At 63.6% G+C, this 15,491-nt stretch carries 16 protein-coding genes; 8 read left to right on the forward strand and 8 right to left on the reverse strand.

All coding sequences use genetic code 11. The features are described from left to right. Nucleotides 1–19 precede the first annotated feature (19 nt). Genes P8Q88_RS04500 through P8Q88_RS04520 form a run of 5 tightly spaced genes read right to left on the reverse strand, consistent with a single transcriptional unit; the run spans nt 20 to nt 5,262 of the window. Nucleotides 20–1,105 carry a PA0069 family radical SAM protein gene (locus P8Q88_RS04500; protein WP_278322621.1) on the reverse strand — a complete coding sequence of 362 codons (1,086 nt, stop codon included), beginning with the start codon at nt 1,103–1,105 and terminating at the stop codon, nt 20–22. Nucleotides 1,106–1,145: 40 nt separating this feature from the next. Continuing rightward, nucleotides 1,146–2,180, reverse strand: a complete 1,035-nt coding sequence (locus tag P8Q88_RS04505; protein WP_278322771.1) for a sodium:calcium antiporter — start codon at nt 2,178–2,180, stop codon at nt 1,146–1,148. A gap of 52 nt (nt 2,181–2,232) precedes the next feature. Continuing rightward, entirely contained in the window at nt 2,233–2,760 is a 528-nt protein-coding gene (gene moaB / locus P8Q88_RS04510) for a molybdenum cofactor biosynthesis protein B (RefSeq protein ID WP_278322622.1), read from the reverse strand. 1 nt (nt 2,761) lies between these two features. Then, a complete protein-coding gene (locus P8Q88_RS04515) occupies nt 2,762–4,480 on the reverse strand; it encodes a lytic transglycosylase domain-containing protein (RefSeq protein ID WP_278322623.1) in 1,719 nt (572 codons plus the stop codon). Then, nucleotides 4,477–5,262 carry a uracil-DNA glycosylase family protein gene (locus tag P8Q88_RS04520; RefSeq protein ID WP_278322624.1) on the reverse strand — a complete coding sequence of 262 codons (786 nt, stop codon included), beginning with the start codon at nt 5,260–5,262 and terminating at the stop codon, nt 4,477–4,479. The genes P8Q88_RS04515 and P8Q88_RS04520 overlap by 4 nt, the downstream gene beginning before the upstream one ends. Nucleotides 5,263–5,342: 80 nt before the next feature. Here P8Q88_RS04520 and P8Q88_RS04525 point away from each other — a divergent pair, with 80 nt between their 5' ends. The 8 genes from P8Q88_RS04525 (at nt 5,343) to P8Q88_RS04560 (ending at nt 13,698) form a co-directional block, all read left to right on the forward strand. Then, nucleotides 5,343–6,992 (forward strand): electron transfer flavoprotein-ubiquinone oxidoreductase, encoded by a 1,650-nt coding sequence (locus P8Q88_RS04525; protein WP_278322625.1) that lies wholly within the window; start codon nt 5,343–5,345, stop codon nt 6,990–6,992. A 27-nt stretch (nt 6,993–7,019) separates the two neighbouring features. Further along, nucleotides 7,020–7,244 (forward strand): hypothetical protein, encoded by a 225-nt coding sequence (locus tag P8Q88_RS04530; RefSeq protein WP_278322626.1) that lies wholly within the window; start codon nt 7,020–7,022, stop codon nt 7,242–7,244. Nucleotides 7,245–7,248: 4 nt separating this feature from the next. Further along, on the forward strand, nt 7,249–8,055 hold the full coding sequence (locus tag P8Q88_RS04535) for a 4-(cytidine 5'-diphospho)-2-C-methyl-D-erythritol kinase (protein ID WP_278322627.1): 807 nt from the start codon (nt 7,249–7,251) through the stop codon (nt 8,053–8,055). Beyond that, nucleotides 8,052–8,777 carry an N-formylglutamate amidohydrolase gene (locus P8Q88_RS04540; RefSeq protein WP_278322628.1) on the forward strand — a complete coding sequence of 242 codons (726 nt, stop codon included), beginning with the start codon at nt 8,052–8,054 and terminating at the stop codon, nt 8,775–8,777. The genes P8Q88_RS04535 and P8Q88_RS04540 overlap by 4 nt, the downstream gene beginning before the upstream one ends. 91 nt (nt 8,778–8,868) lie before the next feature. Further along, on the forward strand, nt 8,869–10,725 hold the full coding sequence (gene ilvD, locus P8Q88_RS04545) for a dihydroxy-acid dehydratase (RefSeq protein ID WP_278322629.1): 1,857 nt from the start codon (nt 8,869–8,871) through the stop codon (nt 10,723–10,725). Between the two features lie 197 nt (nt 10,726–10,922). Beyond that, nucleotides 10,923–11,108 (forward strand): hypothetical protein, encoded by a 186-nt coding sequence (locus tag P8Q88_RS04550; RefSeq protein ID WP_278322630.1) that lies wholly within the window; start codon nt 10,923–10,925, stop codon nt 11,106–11,108. Between the two features lie 29 nt (nt 11,109–11,137). After that, nucleotides 11,138–12,490, forward strand: coding sequence for an NAD(P)H-hydrate dehydratase (locus tag P8Q88_RS04555; protein ID WP_347569007.1), 1,353 nt, complete (start codon nt 11,138–11,140; stop codon nt 12,488–12,490). Continuing rightward, complete coding sequence (locus P8Q88_RS04560; RefSeq protein ID WP_278322632.1) at nt 12,487–13,698, forward strand: class I SAM-dependent RNA methyltransferase; 1,212 nt, start codon at nt 12,487–12,489, stop codon at nt 13,696–13,698. The genes P8Q88_RS04555 and P8Q88_RS04560 overlap by 4 nt, the downstream gene beginning before the upstream one ends. Here the strand turns inward: P8Q88_RS04560 and P8Q88_RS04565 are convergent. The 3 genes from P8Q88_RS04565 to P8Q88_RS04575 are packed head-to-tail and all read right to left on the reverse strand — an operon-like array spanning nt 13,695 to nt 15,459. Further along, nucleotides 13,695–14,471, reverse strand: coding sequence for a hydrolase 1, exosortase A system-associated (locus P8Q88_RS04565; protein ID WP_278322633.1), 777 nt, complete (start codon nt 14,469–14,471; stop codon nt 13,695–13,697). The genes P8Q88_RS04560 and P8Q88_RS04565 overlap by 4 nt on opposite strands. Then, nucleotides 14,468–15,148: a hypothetical protein gene (locus P8Q88_RS04570; RefSeq protein ID WP_278322634.1), complete on the reverse strand. Its 681-nt coding sequence runs from the start codon at nt 15,146–15,148 to the stop codon at nt 14,468–14,470. The genes P8Q88_RS04565 and P8Q88_RS04570 overlap by 4 nt, the downstream gene beginning before the upstream one ends. Before the next feature lie 8 nt (nt 15,149–15,156). Next, the gene (locus tag P8Q88_RS04575) at nt 15,157–15,459 is read right to left on the reverse strand and encodes a phosphopantetheine-binding protein (RefSeq protein ID WP_278322635.1); all 303 of its coding nucleotides are present in this window, start codon (nt 15,457–15,459) and stop codon (nt 15,157–15,159) included. Nucleotides 15,460–15,491 lie beyond the last annotated feature (32 nt).

Below are 15,491 nucleotides of genomic sequence, written 5' to 3' on the forward strand. Positions count from 1 at the left end.
CCTCCCCGGACCGGGGAGGCTAAAGCAACCGCAGCTGCCCGCCGACAGCGGGCGGCCTGAATGCCGTACAGTCCAGCTCGAACTTCGCCTTGCCGATTCCGGCACGTTTGTAGGCGAGGCGGAAGCGGGCGCGGAAGAGGTCGCCCCACACGCCAGTGGGGCGCAGACGGCTGAAGAAGTTCGGATCGTTGTCCTTACCGCTGCGGATCGACTGGACGATGCTCATCACCTTGTCGCCCCGCTCGGGGTAATGGACCGAGAGCCATTCGCGGAACAGCGGGGCGACCTCGTGTGGCAGGCGTAGCGGAATCCAACCGCAGCTGTCGACGGCCATCGCCGCGGCGCGCTGGACGATCTCTTCCATGAACTCGTCGGTAATCGCCGGGATGACCGGCGCGACCGAGCAATGAGTTGGTACGCCGGCGTCGGATAATTTTCCCAGCGCCTGCAATCGTTTGGCAGGCGATGCTGCGCGCGGTTCGAGCTTGCCCGATAGCTTGGGATCGTAGGTCGTGACGGAGATGGCCACTGCTACCAGCCTGCGTTGAGCCATTTCGGCTAGCAGGTCCAGATCGTCTAGCACGCGGTCGGACTTGGTCGTGATTGTAACCGGATGCCGCGTGTCCAGGCACACCTCCAGCACCGAACGCGTGATCCGGTAATCGCGCTCGATCGGCTGGTAGGGATCGGTGTTGGTCCCCATCGCGATCGGCTTGGGCCGGTACTTCGGCTTGGCCAGTGTGGCACGCAATATCTCGGCCGCATTGGGCTTTGCGAACAGTTGCGTTTCGAAATCCAGCCCCGGCGACAGGTCGTGATAGGCATGCGTCGGACGAGCAAAACAATAGACGCACCCATGCTCGCAGCCGCGATAGGCATTGATCGAGCGGTCGAAAAAAATGTCGGGCGACTGGTTGAAGCTGAGGATCGTCTTGGGCCGTTCCTCGGTCACCCGAGTGCGTAGCTTCACCGGCGGCCCGTCCAGTGCCTCCATATGGTCGCGCCAGTCGCCATCCTGTTCGCGCGTTGCCAGCCCGAATCGCGTGGGGACGGTACCGGACTGCGCTCCACGGCCGGAAATGGGAGGTTCGAGGCGTTTCTCCATAGCGGCGAACATAAACAGAACAAGCAGTGCTGTCGAGCGCTCAGCCGAGCGAAATCTGCAATCCAGCCCCCCCGAGCCAGAGACCCACCAACAGTGCCGATTCCCATCCGATACCGACAGGCCCTTGCCGTTCGCGGCGCAACAGACCCAGCAGCAGTATTCCTGTCATCAGGATCGCAAGCGCGACCCAGAAAACGCTGCGCTCGCTCATCGCGTTGTAGATGCTGCCCTCGCGATAGGCGACGTCGCTGGCGGCGATGAACAGCGCGTCGAACATGTTGCCGCCGATGATGCCACCCACGGCCAGCTGCAACGCGCCCCGGCGCACGGCAGCGATTGTCGTGACGAGTTCAGGCAGCGATGTGACGACCGCTGTGCCCAGCGCGCCGACGACCCCTTGCGAAATGCCGAGCCTGTCCGACAGCTCCAGCCCGGCAGTGCCGACGAAATAGCCGCACAGCCCGACAATGCCGACCATCGCGGCGAAGATAGCGAAGAGCAGCGCGAGCGGTCGGTGGTCGTCGCAGTCATCGTCATCCTCGTCACGCGTGGCGTCGGTCTGGCGCGGCAGCCACATGGGTTTCTGCTTTATCCGGTGCGCATTGTGCAATCCGACGAAATAGACTGCCACCAGCACGGGCGTCAGCGGATTGACCCCGAAGATGGCATAGGGAGGCGACACCCATGCCATCAGCGGAAGGATAAGCAGGATTATCAGCACCGTCGCTTGCCCCAGATTGACCGGGCTCGCCGCCGCGTGTTCAAGGTTCACCTTGCGATAGGCGACATCGGCGAGTGCCAGGAACATCGTCTGTGCTGCGATGCCGCCCATCGCGTTCGACACTGCGAGGTCCGGCGCGCCGCTGGCCGCCGTGCTGGCAGAGGTTACGATGCCCGCGATACTGGTGCCGGCGCCGAGCAGGACCGAGCCGACGAGCGCTTCGCCAAATCCGGTACGGTCTGCCAATGTGTCGGCAAGACCCGCCATACGGGTGCCGATCAATGCGATCACCACGGCCGCGCCGCCGAAAACCAGCAGCAGCGTCTGGGTGGAAAAGGCCGTTACTACAAACAGTTTCGCTCCCCGCTGGCGTCACCCTATGACGCGCGAAGAGCGTGCGGAGTTCCTAGCGCTCGCGCAAGCGCGGCATGAGATCGACGAAATTGCAGGGGCGATTGCGGCTGTCGAGCTGTTCGGCGAGGATCATGTCCCAACCATCCTTCACCGCCCCGTTGGAACCGGGCAGGGCGAAGATGTAGGTGCCGCGCGCCACCACACCGCAGGCACGGCTTTGCACCGTGCTTGTGCCGATGGTTTTGTAGCTCAGCCAGCGGAACAGTTCGCCGAAGCCGGGGATGTCCTTGCTCTTCACCCGATCGAGTGCCTCGGGCGTGACGTCGCGACCGGTGAGGCCGGTCCCGCCGGTCGTGATGATGCAATCGATCGCCTCATCGTCAATCCAGCGATGGAGATGCGCAGCAATCTCCTCGACGCTGTCTCGGCTGATTTCGCGCGATGCCAGGGAGTGACCGGCCGTCCCGATCCGCTCCGCAAGAATGTCGCCCGAGGTGTCCTCAGCCAGCGTGCGGCTGTCGGAAACCGTCAACAGTGCGATGCTCACGGGCTTGAAGGTGCGGCTCTCGTCGATCGCCATGCTACTGCGCTCGCGGAAATTGCGGCCAGTCGTTTTCAGCGAGGTCGATGCGACTTGGCGCTGGCGCGTCGGCTTGGCGCAGGTACATCCAATAATTGCGCATCACGATGGCGACATAGCTGCGCGTCTCCCAATAGGGCAGCGACTCCATGTAGAGCAGCGGATCGTCCTGATCGCGCACCTCGTTTTCCCAGCGGGCCACGGGGGTTGGTCCGGCATTGTAGGCGGCCATGACTTTCGGAAGCCTGCCTTGCGTGTAGCCGGCCGATCCCAGCGCCTCGAGCGTACGCTGTCCGAAGGCGAGATTGACTGCCGGATCCTTCAGGTCCGCGCCGCTGCTCATATTGATCGAAGCGGCATACTCACGCTGGGTGATCGGCATGATCTGCATCAGTCCGATCGCGCCGGCCGGGCTGACCACGCGCTCGCGGAAATTGGATTCCTGCAAGGCATGGGCAAAGGCGAGGGCGGGATCGACCCGCCAGCCACCGATCGGCTGGCGGAAGGTCACCGGATATTTCAAGCTCGGATGCGATCCCGTGCGTGGCGGCGCATTATAGGCCATGAAGTTCTGCGTGCCAGTGAGGCCAAGCGCGCGGGCGAGCTTGCCCATGGCCTCGAAATCATCGGGATCGCCGGTCCTCACCAGCCAGCGCAAGGCCTCGTCGGCTTCCTCGCGTCGCCCGATCTCGGCGAGCATGACGGCTAGACGCGCGGCTTCTTCGCGCGATAGCCTCTGCCAGTCACGCTCGGTCAGATCGGGGGTGGTGTGCGTTTCGGGCAGTGGCTTGCCGAGTTGCTCATGCGCGATCATGCCATAGAGCGTGTCCGGGAAACGCGCTGCGCCGCGCAATTGCTCGGCCGCATCCTCGGGCTGGCGACAGCGAACCAGTGACCGGCTGGCCCAGTAATGGGCTGCGCTGGAAAGTTCTGGATTGGTGGCCGCGCCGGCGCTGCGACCGAATGCTTGTGCCGCGCGCGCGCAATCGCCAAGGCGCCATGCGGCAAGGCCCGCTACCCAGTCCCCCTCCGCAATCCAGGCCCCGCTGCCGCCGTCGCGAACCGTCTCGGCGATGGCAGAAGCCTGTGCGTCCCGGTTCTCAATGTAGTAGCTCCATGCCACACGCTGCCGCCATTCGGCTCGGGCGGCGGAGGAGAGCGTTGCATCAACGCCGTCGAGCAACAAGCGAGCTCCGTCGGGATCGTCGTTGCGGATGTGGCCGAGAATCGCCTCGCTCACCGATTGCGGCATGCTGCCGTCGTTGACTGTGCGTGGCAGCGTCCGCCGAGTGATGCCGGGCTGGCGCACCAGCTGGCGCTCGCGCCGCAGATCGTATTCCCGCTCCAGCCCGCGCGTCTGGCCGAGGCGAACCAGGCTTTCGGCATAAGGCAGGTCGCGATAGCGATCGAGCCAGGCTTCGACGCGTTCCAGCGGGATCCGCGGGCTATTCGCATGCAGGTAATAATGCGCTAGCGCCGCCCCGTGTAGCGGACCATCGCTTTGCTGGCCGAGCATGACTTCCACGCGGTCCCAATTTTCCGCATTGATCGCCTCGTAAAGCGACCCGTAATAGGCGCGATCCTCGCTCGAAAGCAGGCGCGGCAGCGCATCGGCATGCGAGCGGGTGAAGTAGTCGACGCTGCTTTGCTGGGCCACGGCTGGCACCGCGATCAGTGTCCCTGCAGCTAAGGCGAGGGCAAGAGTGTGTCTCAGGATCATGTCGTCCATTCCAGCCATCGGTGCCAAAGGGTCTCGCGGCGTTTGGCACTGCGGGCGATTTGCGAGAAATCTGGCGCGGCGAGCAGGGGGAGGGGCTTCTCGCCCACCTCTATCGTCAAGGGCTCGCGCAGCTTGTCGGGCGCGATGTCGAAAAGGGCCAGAGGCGAGCGACCGATCGCAAGCACGCGCGCGGGAGCGGCAAGCGCAAGGTGGTGTCGGGTCACTTCGGCCAAGCCGCGTCGGGCCAGGACGCTCCAGTCGGGAAGAGGCATCGGGGCTGGCAGGACACTCGCCAAATAAACCTCGTCCGCACTGACCTCCATCGACTGCAACATGGCCGACAGCAGTCTGCCAGCGCCGCCCGTCAGCAGCCCCTCGCCATCATCGGGCTCGGGCTGCGGAACGAGAATGCACAGCTTCGCACCTGCGACCCCACGCGGCGGCACACGCCGGTCGAGTGAACCCTCTGCCAGCGAAGGCTCGGTCATCCACCATTCGCGAAATTTTTCCAGATTGGTGGGCCAGTCGGTGAGCGCCCCGCCAATAAGGGGTGCTGCTTCCTGCTCCAGTGCCCGAGTGAGCGGCGTGGCGGGCGGCGGCGGGGGTGGAACCGCGCCCTGGGGAGCCGCTACGGCATGGTCGGCTTCGGGTTCCGCCAGCCATTGCGTCGGCGCATCAGCATAGTCGAAATCAACGCCTGCCTCGCGCCACCATGCGATGGCCCCCTCCAGCGCCTCGGCTGCGTCGAAATCGCGCGGTTCTGGAGTATCGGATCGCATCATCGTGTCGGTGCAGGTCTTGACCTCTAACGCACCAGCAATCAAGGCATCCGCAACACATTTAGCGACGAAAAGAGAGAGACATGAGCGAACGCGAATCCATGCCCTGCGACGTCGTCATCATCGGCGGCGGGGTCGCCGGTCTTGGCGCGGCCATTCGGCTGAAGCAGATCAACGAGGAGCTCGAGGTCGTCCTGCTCGAAAAGGGCAGCGAAATCGGCGCGCATATCCTCTCGGGCGCCGTGGTTGACCCCAAGGCGCTGGACGAGTTGTTTCCCGATTGGCGCGACATGGATTGCCCGATGGCGGAAACGCCGGTCACCGAAGACCTGTTCTACGGCATTTCGGAAACCGGTCAGTCGGCCATGCCGCATGCATTTTTCCCGCCCTTCATGTCGAACGACGGCTGCTACACCGGATCGCTGGCAAACCTGTGCCGCTGGATGGGCGAGCAGGCCGAGGCGCTGGGCGTGATGGTCTTCCCGGGCTTCCCAGCAGCAGAAGTGCTGTTCGACGAGAATGGCGCCGTGTCGGGCGTCGCCACGCAGGACATGGGCATCGCGGCCGATGGGTCGCAGAAGGACGATTACCAGCCGGGGATGGAAATCCACGCGAAATACACGCTCTTCGCAGAGGGCGCGCGCGGCAATCTGACCAAGAAGATGAAGGCGAAATACGACCTCGAGGCCGATTGCCAGCCGCAGGTCTACGGCCTCGGCATCAAGGAAGTGTGGGACATCGATCCCGAACTGCACGTACCCGGCAAGATCGTCCATACGCAGGGCTGGCCGCTGAGCGAGAGCGGCAGCAACGGCGGCGGTTTCCTCTATCACCAGGCGAACAATCAGGTCGCTTTGGGTCTCGTCACTTGGCTCGATTACAGCAATCCTTACGTCTCGCCCTATCAGGAATTCCAGCGCTGGAAGCACCATCCGCTGATTGCCGAGACACTGAAGGGCGGCAAGCGCGTGGCGTATGGCGCGCGCGCGATCAACGATGGCGGCTGGCAGAGCGTGCCCAAACTCGCCTTCCCGGGCGGTGCGCTGATCGGTTGTGCCGCGGGCTTCGTCAACGTCCCGCGGATCAAGGGCAGCCACACTGCGATGAAGAGCGGGATGCTCGCAGCGGAATCGGTCGCGAAGGCGATTGCCGATGGGCACGAGAAGACCGAGTTGATGGATTACGATGCCGCGGTGCGCGATAGCTGGATCGCGACCGAATTGAAGCAAGTCCAGAATGCCTTGCCCGCGATCGAGCGCTACGGCGCCGACATCGGCACGCTGCTCGGCGGCATCGACATGTGGATGCGCTACCTCAAGATCGGCCTGCCGATCAGTATGAAGCACCACAAGGACCACGAGCAGCTGCAGCGCGCCGATCTTTACCAGCCGATCGACTATCCCAAGCCCGACAATGTGCTCAGCTTCGATAAGCTGACCAGCGTCAGCTACAGCTACACCAACCATGCGGAGGACCAGCCGGTTCACCTCAAGGTGAAGGACATGGAGCTGCAGAAGGAAAGCGAGCTGGGCGTCTATGCCGGCCCTTCCAACCGCTATTGTCCTGCCGGCGTCTACGAATGGCTGACCGACGAAGACACGGGCGAGCCGAAGTTCCAGATCAACTCGCAGAATTGCGTCCATTGCAAGACCTGCGACATCAAGGACCCGAACCAGAACATCGAATGGACCACGCCCGAAGGCGGCGGCGGGCCGAACTATCCGAATATGTGACGGCCTTCTCGGCAGGAGACTGCTTTGGTGAGTGAAGGCAAATACAGGCGAGAACCTAAGACTTTCGAACGAGTGCTGGCGGGTATCCTCGTCGCTGCCTCCATCGCTGTTTTTGCGAACCTCCTGACTGACGGAAGCCTGCTTGGTATAGACGGCATGAGAGGCATCGCTTTCGTCGGAATACCTACGATGGGTTTCTTCTTCTACGCCAAGAGCCGCCGTATCGGTTTCCATCGTGATGATCGTGCCTGACACTATGACGGAAACCGCCTACGCCAAGGTCAACCTAGCGCTGCATGTCCGCAGGCGGCGGGATGATGGGTATCACGAACTCGAAACGCTGTTCGCCTTCGTCGATGCAGGGGATGTGCTGAGCACCAGCAGCGCCGAGCAGGACAGCGTGCAGGTGGTCGGGGAGTTTGCGGGCGGACTTGACCATCCGTTCGACAACCTCGTCGCCAAGGCGCTCGGCAAGCTGCCGCGAGCCGAAGGGCTCGCGATCACTCTTGAGAAAAACCTACCTGTCGCGGCCGGGCTGGGCGGGGGTTCGGCGGATGCCGGGGCCGTGTTCCGCATCATGCGCGAGCGGTTCGGTCTGCCGGACGACTGGCGGGAGCGTGCCGCCGCGCTCGGGGCAGACGTCCCGGCCTGCGTCGAGAGCCGCACCTGCATCGGGCGCGGGACGGGGACCGAGCTCGAGCCGGCGGACGACAGTCTTGCCGGAACGCCCGTACTGCTGGTCAACCCGCGCTTGCCGCTTTCGACCGGGCCGGTGTTCAAGGCATGGGATGGTGCGGACTGCGGGCCGATGTCGCAAGGCGACGCGCGGACGATCGCGTTGGAAGGCCGCAACGACCTCGAAGCCCCGGCCATCGAACTGTGCCCCGAAATCGCCGACGTGCTCGCCGCAATGCGCGGAACTTCGCCGTTTCTCGCCCGTATGTCAGGTTCGGGCGCGACGTGTTTCGCGCTGTTCGAGAACGAAACAGCGCGGGACGAGGCCGCGGCACGCATTGCCGCCGACCACCCCGGCTGGTGGCAGATGCGAGGGAACCTCAGATGATCGACGGTCTTCCGTACCGCCAGGTTGGTATGGACACGATCCGCCCCGGCGGGCTGGTCTGCGTGGCGGACCACGCCTCCAATTTCGTGCCGGAGGGGATCGACCTCGGCATCGACAGCAAACTGCTGAATGACCACATCGCCTTGGACATCGGAGTCGAAGGCATTGCCGATCGGCTTGCCCGTCGCCACAATATTCCCGCACATATTGCTACCGTCAGTCGCCTCGTCTGTGACTTCCATCGGCGGGAAGACGAGCCGGCCGTCGTCCCGACGGAAAGCGACGGGCATCTGATCCCGGGCAATATCGGCGCGGATGTCGAAAAGCGCCTGGCGCACTATCATCGACCCTATCACGAGGCGCTGGCCAGCTTCATCGAGGAAACCCGTCCGAAGCTGATCATCGCGCTGCACAGCTTCACGCCGAGCATGGCCAGCAAGGACGAAGAACGGCCGTGGGAAGTCGCGCTGCTCTATAACCAGGACGACAGGGCCGCGCGCCACGCCATCCGCCTGTTCGGCGAACAGGGACTGACTGTGGGCGACAACGAGCCCTATTCGGGCAAGCAGCTAAACGCCACGATGGACCGGCATGCGGAGGCCAGCGGCATTCCCTACTGCACCGTCGAAATCCGCCAGGACCAGATCGATACGCCCGCGGGCCAGGCGCGCTGGGCGGTGATGCTTGCCGATGTGTTGGGGCGGGTCGCGCTCGAGGTCTGATAGTCAGGCTTGGCCGCCCTCGCGCCAATCTAGCGTTAGCGTCGGCCCACTCCTCTGCTAGGCTTGCTGCCGAAGCAAAGAGAGACACCCGATGCCGCAATACCGCTCCCGCACCACCACCCATGGCCGCAACATGGCGGGCGCACGCGGTCTGTGGCGCGCGACGGGCATGAAGGACGGCGATTTCGGCAAGCCGATCATCGCGGTCGTGAACAGCTTTACACAGTTTGTCCCCGGACATGTCCACTTGAAGGATCTGGGCCAACTGGTCGCGCACGAGATCGAGGCTGCTGGCGGAGTTGCCAAGGAATTCAATACGATAGCGGTCGACGACGGCATCGCCATGGGCCACGATGGCATGCTCTATTCGCTGCCCAGCCGCGACCTGATCGCCGACAGCGTCGAATACATGGTCAACGCCCACTGCGCCGATGCCATGGTGTGCATTTCCAATTGCGACAAGATCACGCCGGGCATGCTGATGGCGGCGATGCGGCTCAACATACCGGCGGTCTTCGTCAGCGGCGGACCGATGGAGGCGGGCAAGGTCGTGGTGAAGGGCAAGGAAGTCGCGCTCGATCTGGTGGACGCGATGGTCGCCGCGGCGGACGAAAGCTACACCGACGAGGAAGTGACCGCCATCGAGCAGAACGCTTGCCCGACTTGCGGCTCGTGTTCTGGCATGTTCACGGCCAATTCGATGAACTGCCTGACCGAGGCGCTGGGCCTTTCGCTGCCCGGTAACGGGTCGACGCTGGCCACCCATGCCGACCGCAAGAGCCTGTTCGAGCGGGCCGGCCGCCTCGTGGTCACGCTTGCCCGCCGCTATTACGAGGAGGAAGACGAGAGCGTCTTGCCGCGCTCCATCGCCAGTTTCGAGGCGTTCGAAAACGCCATGAGCCTCGACATCGCCATGGGCGGTTCGACCAATACCGTCCTGCACCTGCTGGCCGCTGCGCATGAGGCGGGTGTCGATTTCACCATGGAAGATATCGACCGATTGAGCCGCAAGGTGCCGTGCCTCAGCAAGGTCGCTCCGGCCAAGAGCGACGTCCACATGGAAGACGTCCACCGTGCTGGCGGCATCATGTCGATCCTCGGCGAACTCGAAAAGGCCGGCCTGCTCCATACTGCGCTGCCGACCGTGCACAGCCCGACCATGGGAGATGCGCTGGACGATTGGGACATCGGGCGCACGCAGAACAATAAGGTGCGCGAATTCTATTCCGCCGCGCCAGGCGGCGTTCCGACGCAGACTGCATTCAGCCAGTCGCGCCGTTGGGAGGAACTCGATCTCGACCGCGAAAACGGCGTCATTCGAAGCGCCCATCACGCCTTCAGCCAGGACGGTGGCTTGGCCGTGCTCTATGGCAATATCGCCCGCGACGGCTGCATCGTGAAGACTGCGGGGGTGGACGAGAGCATCCTCACTTTCTCCGGCCCGGCAAAAGTCTACGAGAGCCAGGACGATGCCGTGACGGCAATCCTCACCGGACAGGTTGTGGAGGGTGACGTCGTGGTGATCCGCTACGAGGGGCCGCGCGGAGGGCCGGGGATGCAGGAAATGCTCTATCCGACCAGCTACCTGAAATCCAAGGGCCTCGGCGCGGCCTGTGCGCTGCTGACTGACGGGCGTTTTTCAGGCGGCACCTCCGGACTGTCGATCGGCCATGTCTCTCCTGAGGCGGCGGAAGGCGGCACTATAGGGCTGGTCGAAGAGGGCGATATCATTGCGATCGACATCCCCAACCGCACGATCACGCTGGAGGTCTCCGACGAAGAGCTCGAGCGACGCCGCGCAATGATGGACGCGAAGGGCGAGGATGGCTGGCATCCCGCGAGCCCGCGCGAGCGCCGCGTGACCGACGCGCTCAGAGCATATGCTGCGATGACGACCTCCGCAGCACGCGGCGCCATCCGCGACGTTTCGCAACTGCGCCGTCGGTAGGGCTTGCTCAACGCTGCCAGCCGTGGCAGCCGCGCCGCATGCGCTTGAGATCGTGTCTTCTGTTGCCCTGTGCCGTTCCCCTCGCGATCGGTTGCTCGGAGACTCAGCCTGTTGCCAGCGAGGGTGCCGAGCCCGTCTTGTGCGCGGTCGCAGGGGACACCGAATGGTCCGACGAGTGCCGCCTAGAGACTGCAAGAGTGGGCGGCGCGAATGTGCTCGTTATCCGGCATCCCGACGGTGGCTTTCGCCGGCTGATCGCAGGGCCCAAAGGCTTTCAGACAGCTGACGGATCCGCCGAAGCGCAGACAGAATTCCGCAACGGCCGGGCATTCGTGACGATCGACAACGCGACTTACAGCTTGCCGGACACTCGCCAGCCATGATCCCGTCACCCATTCTCACTGTTGATGAGATGCGGGCCGCGGAAGAGGCGGCAATAGCGCAGGGAACCAGCGCCTGGAGGCTCATGCAGAGAGCGGGCGAAGGGGCCGCCGCCTGGGTTGCGCGAGCCGCCTCCGGACGAGCGATTACCGTGCTTTGCGGTCCGGGAAACAACGGCGGTGATGGCTACGTCATTGCGGAAACCCTCCGTGCGCGCGGAAGCTCCATAGAGGTCATCGCGCCAAAGGAGCCCGCCACCGAGAGCGCGAAAAGGGCGCGGTCGCGATATCGCGGTAAGGTGCGCAGCGAAGGCCCGATCACCCATGCCGTAATCGTCGATTGCCTGTTCGGTTACGGCTTGTCGCGGCGGGTCGAAGGTGGTTTTGCGACTTTGCTCGAAGAACTATCCGCAAAGCCCTGTTACAAAATCGCAATTGACGTCCCCAGCGCGATCGAGAGCGATACGGGCAAGTTGCTCGGTCCTCTTCCCTACTACGATCTTACGCTTGCGCTGGGCGCATGGAAGCAAGCACATTTTCTCATGCCCGCGATGCCTTCGATGGGCACGAGGCGCTGCGTTCCGATCGGTCTGTCATTCGAAGGAGCACCCAATTGGCCCTCGGCGCGGCCGCGCTTTGCGAAACCCGCGCCCGATGCCCACAAATACCGTCGTGGCCTGCTGGCAGTCGTGGCTGGCTCCATGCCTGGCGCGACCCTGCTTTCTGCCGAGGCTGCCATGCGATCCGGCGCGGGCTATGTAAAACTTGTGAGCGATCATTCGCACCCCGATGCACCAGCGGATCTCGTCATCGAAAGCGATCTCGAGCAGGTACTGGCGGATGAGCGCTTGTCGGCCGTGCTCATTGGCCCGGGCCTCGGTCGTGACGAAATCGGTCGTGAACACCTTCGCAAGGTCCTTGAAAGCGGAAAGCCGGGCGTTCTCGATGCGGACGCCTTATACCTGCTCGACGAGGCATATCTCGAAGGCGTCGACACCAGGCGGATATGTGTGACGCCGCATGAAGGCGAGTTGGCAAAATTGTGCGATACCTTCGGTCTCACCGCCGATGGCAAGCTAGCCAAGGCCAGAGCGCTCCATGACGCGACCGGATTGACTGTGCTTGCGAAGGGACCTGATACCGTAATGGTCACGGCAAAGGGGGCTACCTTTTTCGATAGGGGTTCGAGCTGGCTGTCGGTTGCAGGAAGCGGCGATGTGCTGGCCGGTATCATCGCCTCTCGCCTCGCCGTTCACGGCGATACGGCCAAGGCGGCCGAGGAAGGGGTTTGGCTCCACCACGAAGCGGCCCGTCATGCAGCGCCGGCTTTCTCGGCGAGCGACCTCGCGCAATGCGTTAAATCAGCCGTGGCGTCGTTCCTGTGAGCGAAGGCGAGCAGATCGAGCGCATTGCTGCGCGCGGCGATGGCGTCACGCGGTCCGGGCGCCATGTGGCGGGAGGAGTGCCAGGCGACACCGTGAAGCCTGATGGCACAGTGTCGCTCGGCCCGCATCGTGCGCAGCCACCGTGCCGTCACTTCGCAACGCCTCCTGCCACAGGTTGCGGCGGATGCCAGTTGCAGCATGTCGACGAAGCAGCATTGCGGCAATTCGTGACCGATCGTGTCGTTTACGCTGCCGAGGGTCAGGGTCTGGTGATCGATGAATTGCTGGAGACGCATTTGTCGCCGCCAGCGTCGCGCCGCAGAGCCACCCTACACGGCTTGCGAACGGCCAAAGGCGCGATGCTAGGGTTTCACGAGGCCGCATCCCGGCGCATCGTCGATTTACGCGAGTGCCACATCCTCCAGCCGGAACTCGTCGCACTTATCGATCCCCTGCGGCGTTTGATAGCGGACTACGCCGGACGCGATCCGGTGGATGTCGAACTGACGCGCGCCGACCAGGGTATCGATTGCAATTTCAAAGGGCTGGAGCCGAAAGGACTGGCGGCGCAGGAAGCGCTGGCGGGTTTCGCGCGCGATCATGGCTTGGCGCGTCTATCGCTCGACTATGGTTATGGCCCTGAGACCATATGGGAGCCCGAACCGGTGACGGTGAAGCTCGGGAGCGTAGCGGTGTCCCTCCCGCACGGGGCCTTCCTGCAACCAACACATGATGGCGAACAAGTCCTGATCAATGATGCCCGCGATTTTCTGGGCGAGGCGGCAACGGTCGCCGACCTGTTTTCGGGGCTGGGCACCTTCGCATTCGATCTGGCCAATCCGGCGAAGGTGCTAGCGGTCGAGGCAGGCCGCGACGCGCATCTCGCCTGCAAGGCAAGCGCTAACTCGCGGCAGTTGCCCGTCCATGCAATGCATCGCGATCTGTTCCGAAATCCGTTGCAGCCAGCGGAGATCGATCGCTTTGCCGCGGTTGTCCTCGACCCGCCGCGAGCAGGCGCACGCGACCAGATTGCGCAGATCGCAGCGAGTGGTGCCGAGCGGATCGCTTACATCAGTTGCAACCCGGCAAGCTGGGCGAAGGACGCGAAAACTCTGGTTGAGGCAGGCTTCGGCCTTCGAAAACTGCGACCGGTCGGTCAATTCCGCTGGTCAACGCATGTCGAATTGACCAGCTATTTCACACGCTAGTTGCGCAGGCTTTCTAGCAATCGAGCCTCTAGCCATGCCTGCGCGTGTGCCTCCCCTAACGCGTGATTTGCGTTCGGACAGGTCGCGATGGCCAAGCGCCTATCCGGCCAGGTGGCGCTGAATTGCTGCGCCGTGCGATCATTTTCGGCCAGGAGGATTTGAACCGATCCGTCGAACCGGTCCAGGCCTGCTCGCATCTCATTGCCTAGCGAGGATGCAGTCGGCGCCGGCCGTGCGGCCCGTCTCAAGCCGGACGCGAGTTTGCGCAGGTCCACCCCGCCGCCCAAAAGCCGTGCTATTTCTCGCGGATTGCCCAGTTTCTGGCGATAACGCTCTCGGATCGAAGCGGCGGGCAGGGACTGCTCTTGCCCATCGTCGAAGGTCCAGGGATTGCTCAGCACCAGCCCGTCGCAGCCTGCTCCAGCGAAGAGCATCAGTGCGCTTGCCGCGTCGCAATTGCCGTGACCGATTACGCGCTCGACTTGCGGGGCGATCGCCCGAAAAGCTTGCAGGGCAGCGCGGATATCTTTCGCCGCGTTACGAAACCCGCGGTTCTCCCCCTCACTATCGCCGATGCCCCGTCGATCGAACCGCATGACCGGAAAGCCGCGGGCGGCGATCGCGGCGGCGAGCCTCGCCTGACCATTGAAAGCGCCCGCGCGGATCTCGTTGCCACCACTCACAATCAACAGGCCGGTTGTTCCGGGTGCGGTATCCAGCGTGCCGGCACAGGTTCTGCCTTGGCACTGAAAAGTGAGGGGTAGCCGGCTCATCTCGAAGCCATCGCCTTAATGATGTGCGTAGCGAGGGCTTCCGCCTGCGCTGCATCGAAGTCGTTCTCAGCTCGCAACCACAGGGGTCGTCCGCCGATGTCAGTCTGCTTGATCACCTCGTAGCCGACGATATCGGGTTCTGCGCCATCGGCCAGTTCTTTCATCAGCTCGGGACTCAGGTCCCAGCCTGCCAGAGTAATTCCGTCGGATGCTCCCGCTTCGAGCAATTCCTCGGCCGTCGCAGTGCGCCCTGCTTCCTTCGCGGAGAGGATCTCCGCTCGCAACAGTCGCTGGAGGACTGGACGGGCCCCGCACGGTTCGAAGCACCATCCCGTCAAGCCCTGCGGAGCGATCAAGGCGGACGACCGAATGGTCAGGATATGCGTCGCGCGACAAGCCGTCGCTGCACTTTCGGCGCAGCGACGCCAGATGGCGAGTGACTGATGTCCATGCGGGGCAAGGCTCTCGTTGACACCTGGCAGGTCGGGGCAGAAGGTATCCACACCGCGTTCATCGAAAAGTCGCATCGTCCCAGCAATCTGGCAGCGGAACTTGTTGGCTTCGTCGAACAGCGGCGGCAGGATCAGCAGCCGCGCTTCCCGTTGCCGGTCGAAGCTGAAGAGGAGCTCTTCGCGCGTGGTCCCTGACGGCGATGGGCAGGGCCAGTCGCTGTACATGCCGTGCGTCAGCCTGCGACCGCCTTCGCCTCGGCGAAGGCGAGCAGCGCACCATAGTTTTCCAGCATCTCTCCATCGATCTCGTCATCGTCGATTACGATATCGAGCCGGTCTTCCATCTCGGTCAGCAAGCCCGCGACTGCCATGGAGTCAAGCTCCGGGAGGTGGCCGAATAGGCCGGTGTCGGAGTCGAAATCCTCGACCTGCTTGTCTTTCAGGCCCAATACGTCGCGCAGGATGGCACGCAGGGTCTGATCGATGTCGCTGCGGCTCGGGCCGGCAGGCTCGGCTGTGGCGGTCTCGGCAGTCATTCGCTCTCTCGGTTTCCCCTGCGTCACAAGCC

The sequence above is a fragment of the Qipengyuania marincola genome (assembly GCF_029688625.1).
GTDB lineage: Bacteria > Pseudomonadota > Alphaproteobacteria > Sphingomonadales > Sphingomonadaceae > Qipengyuania.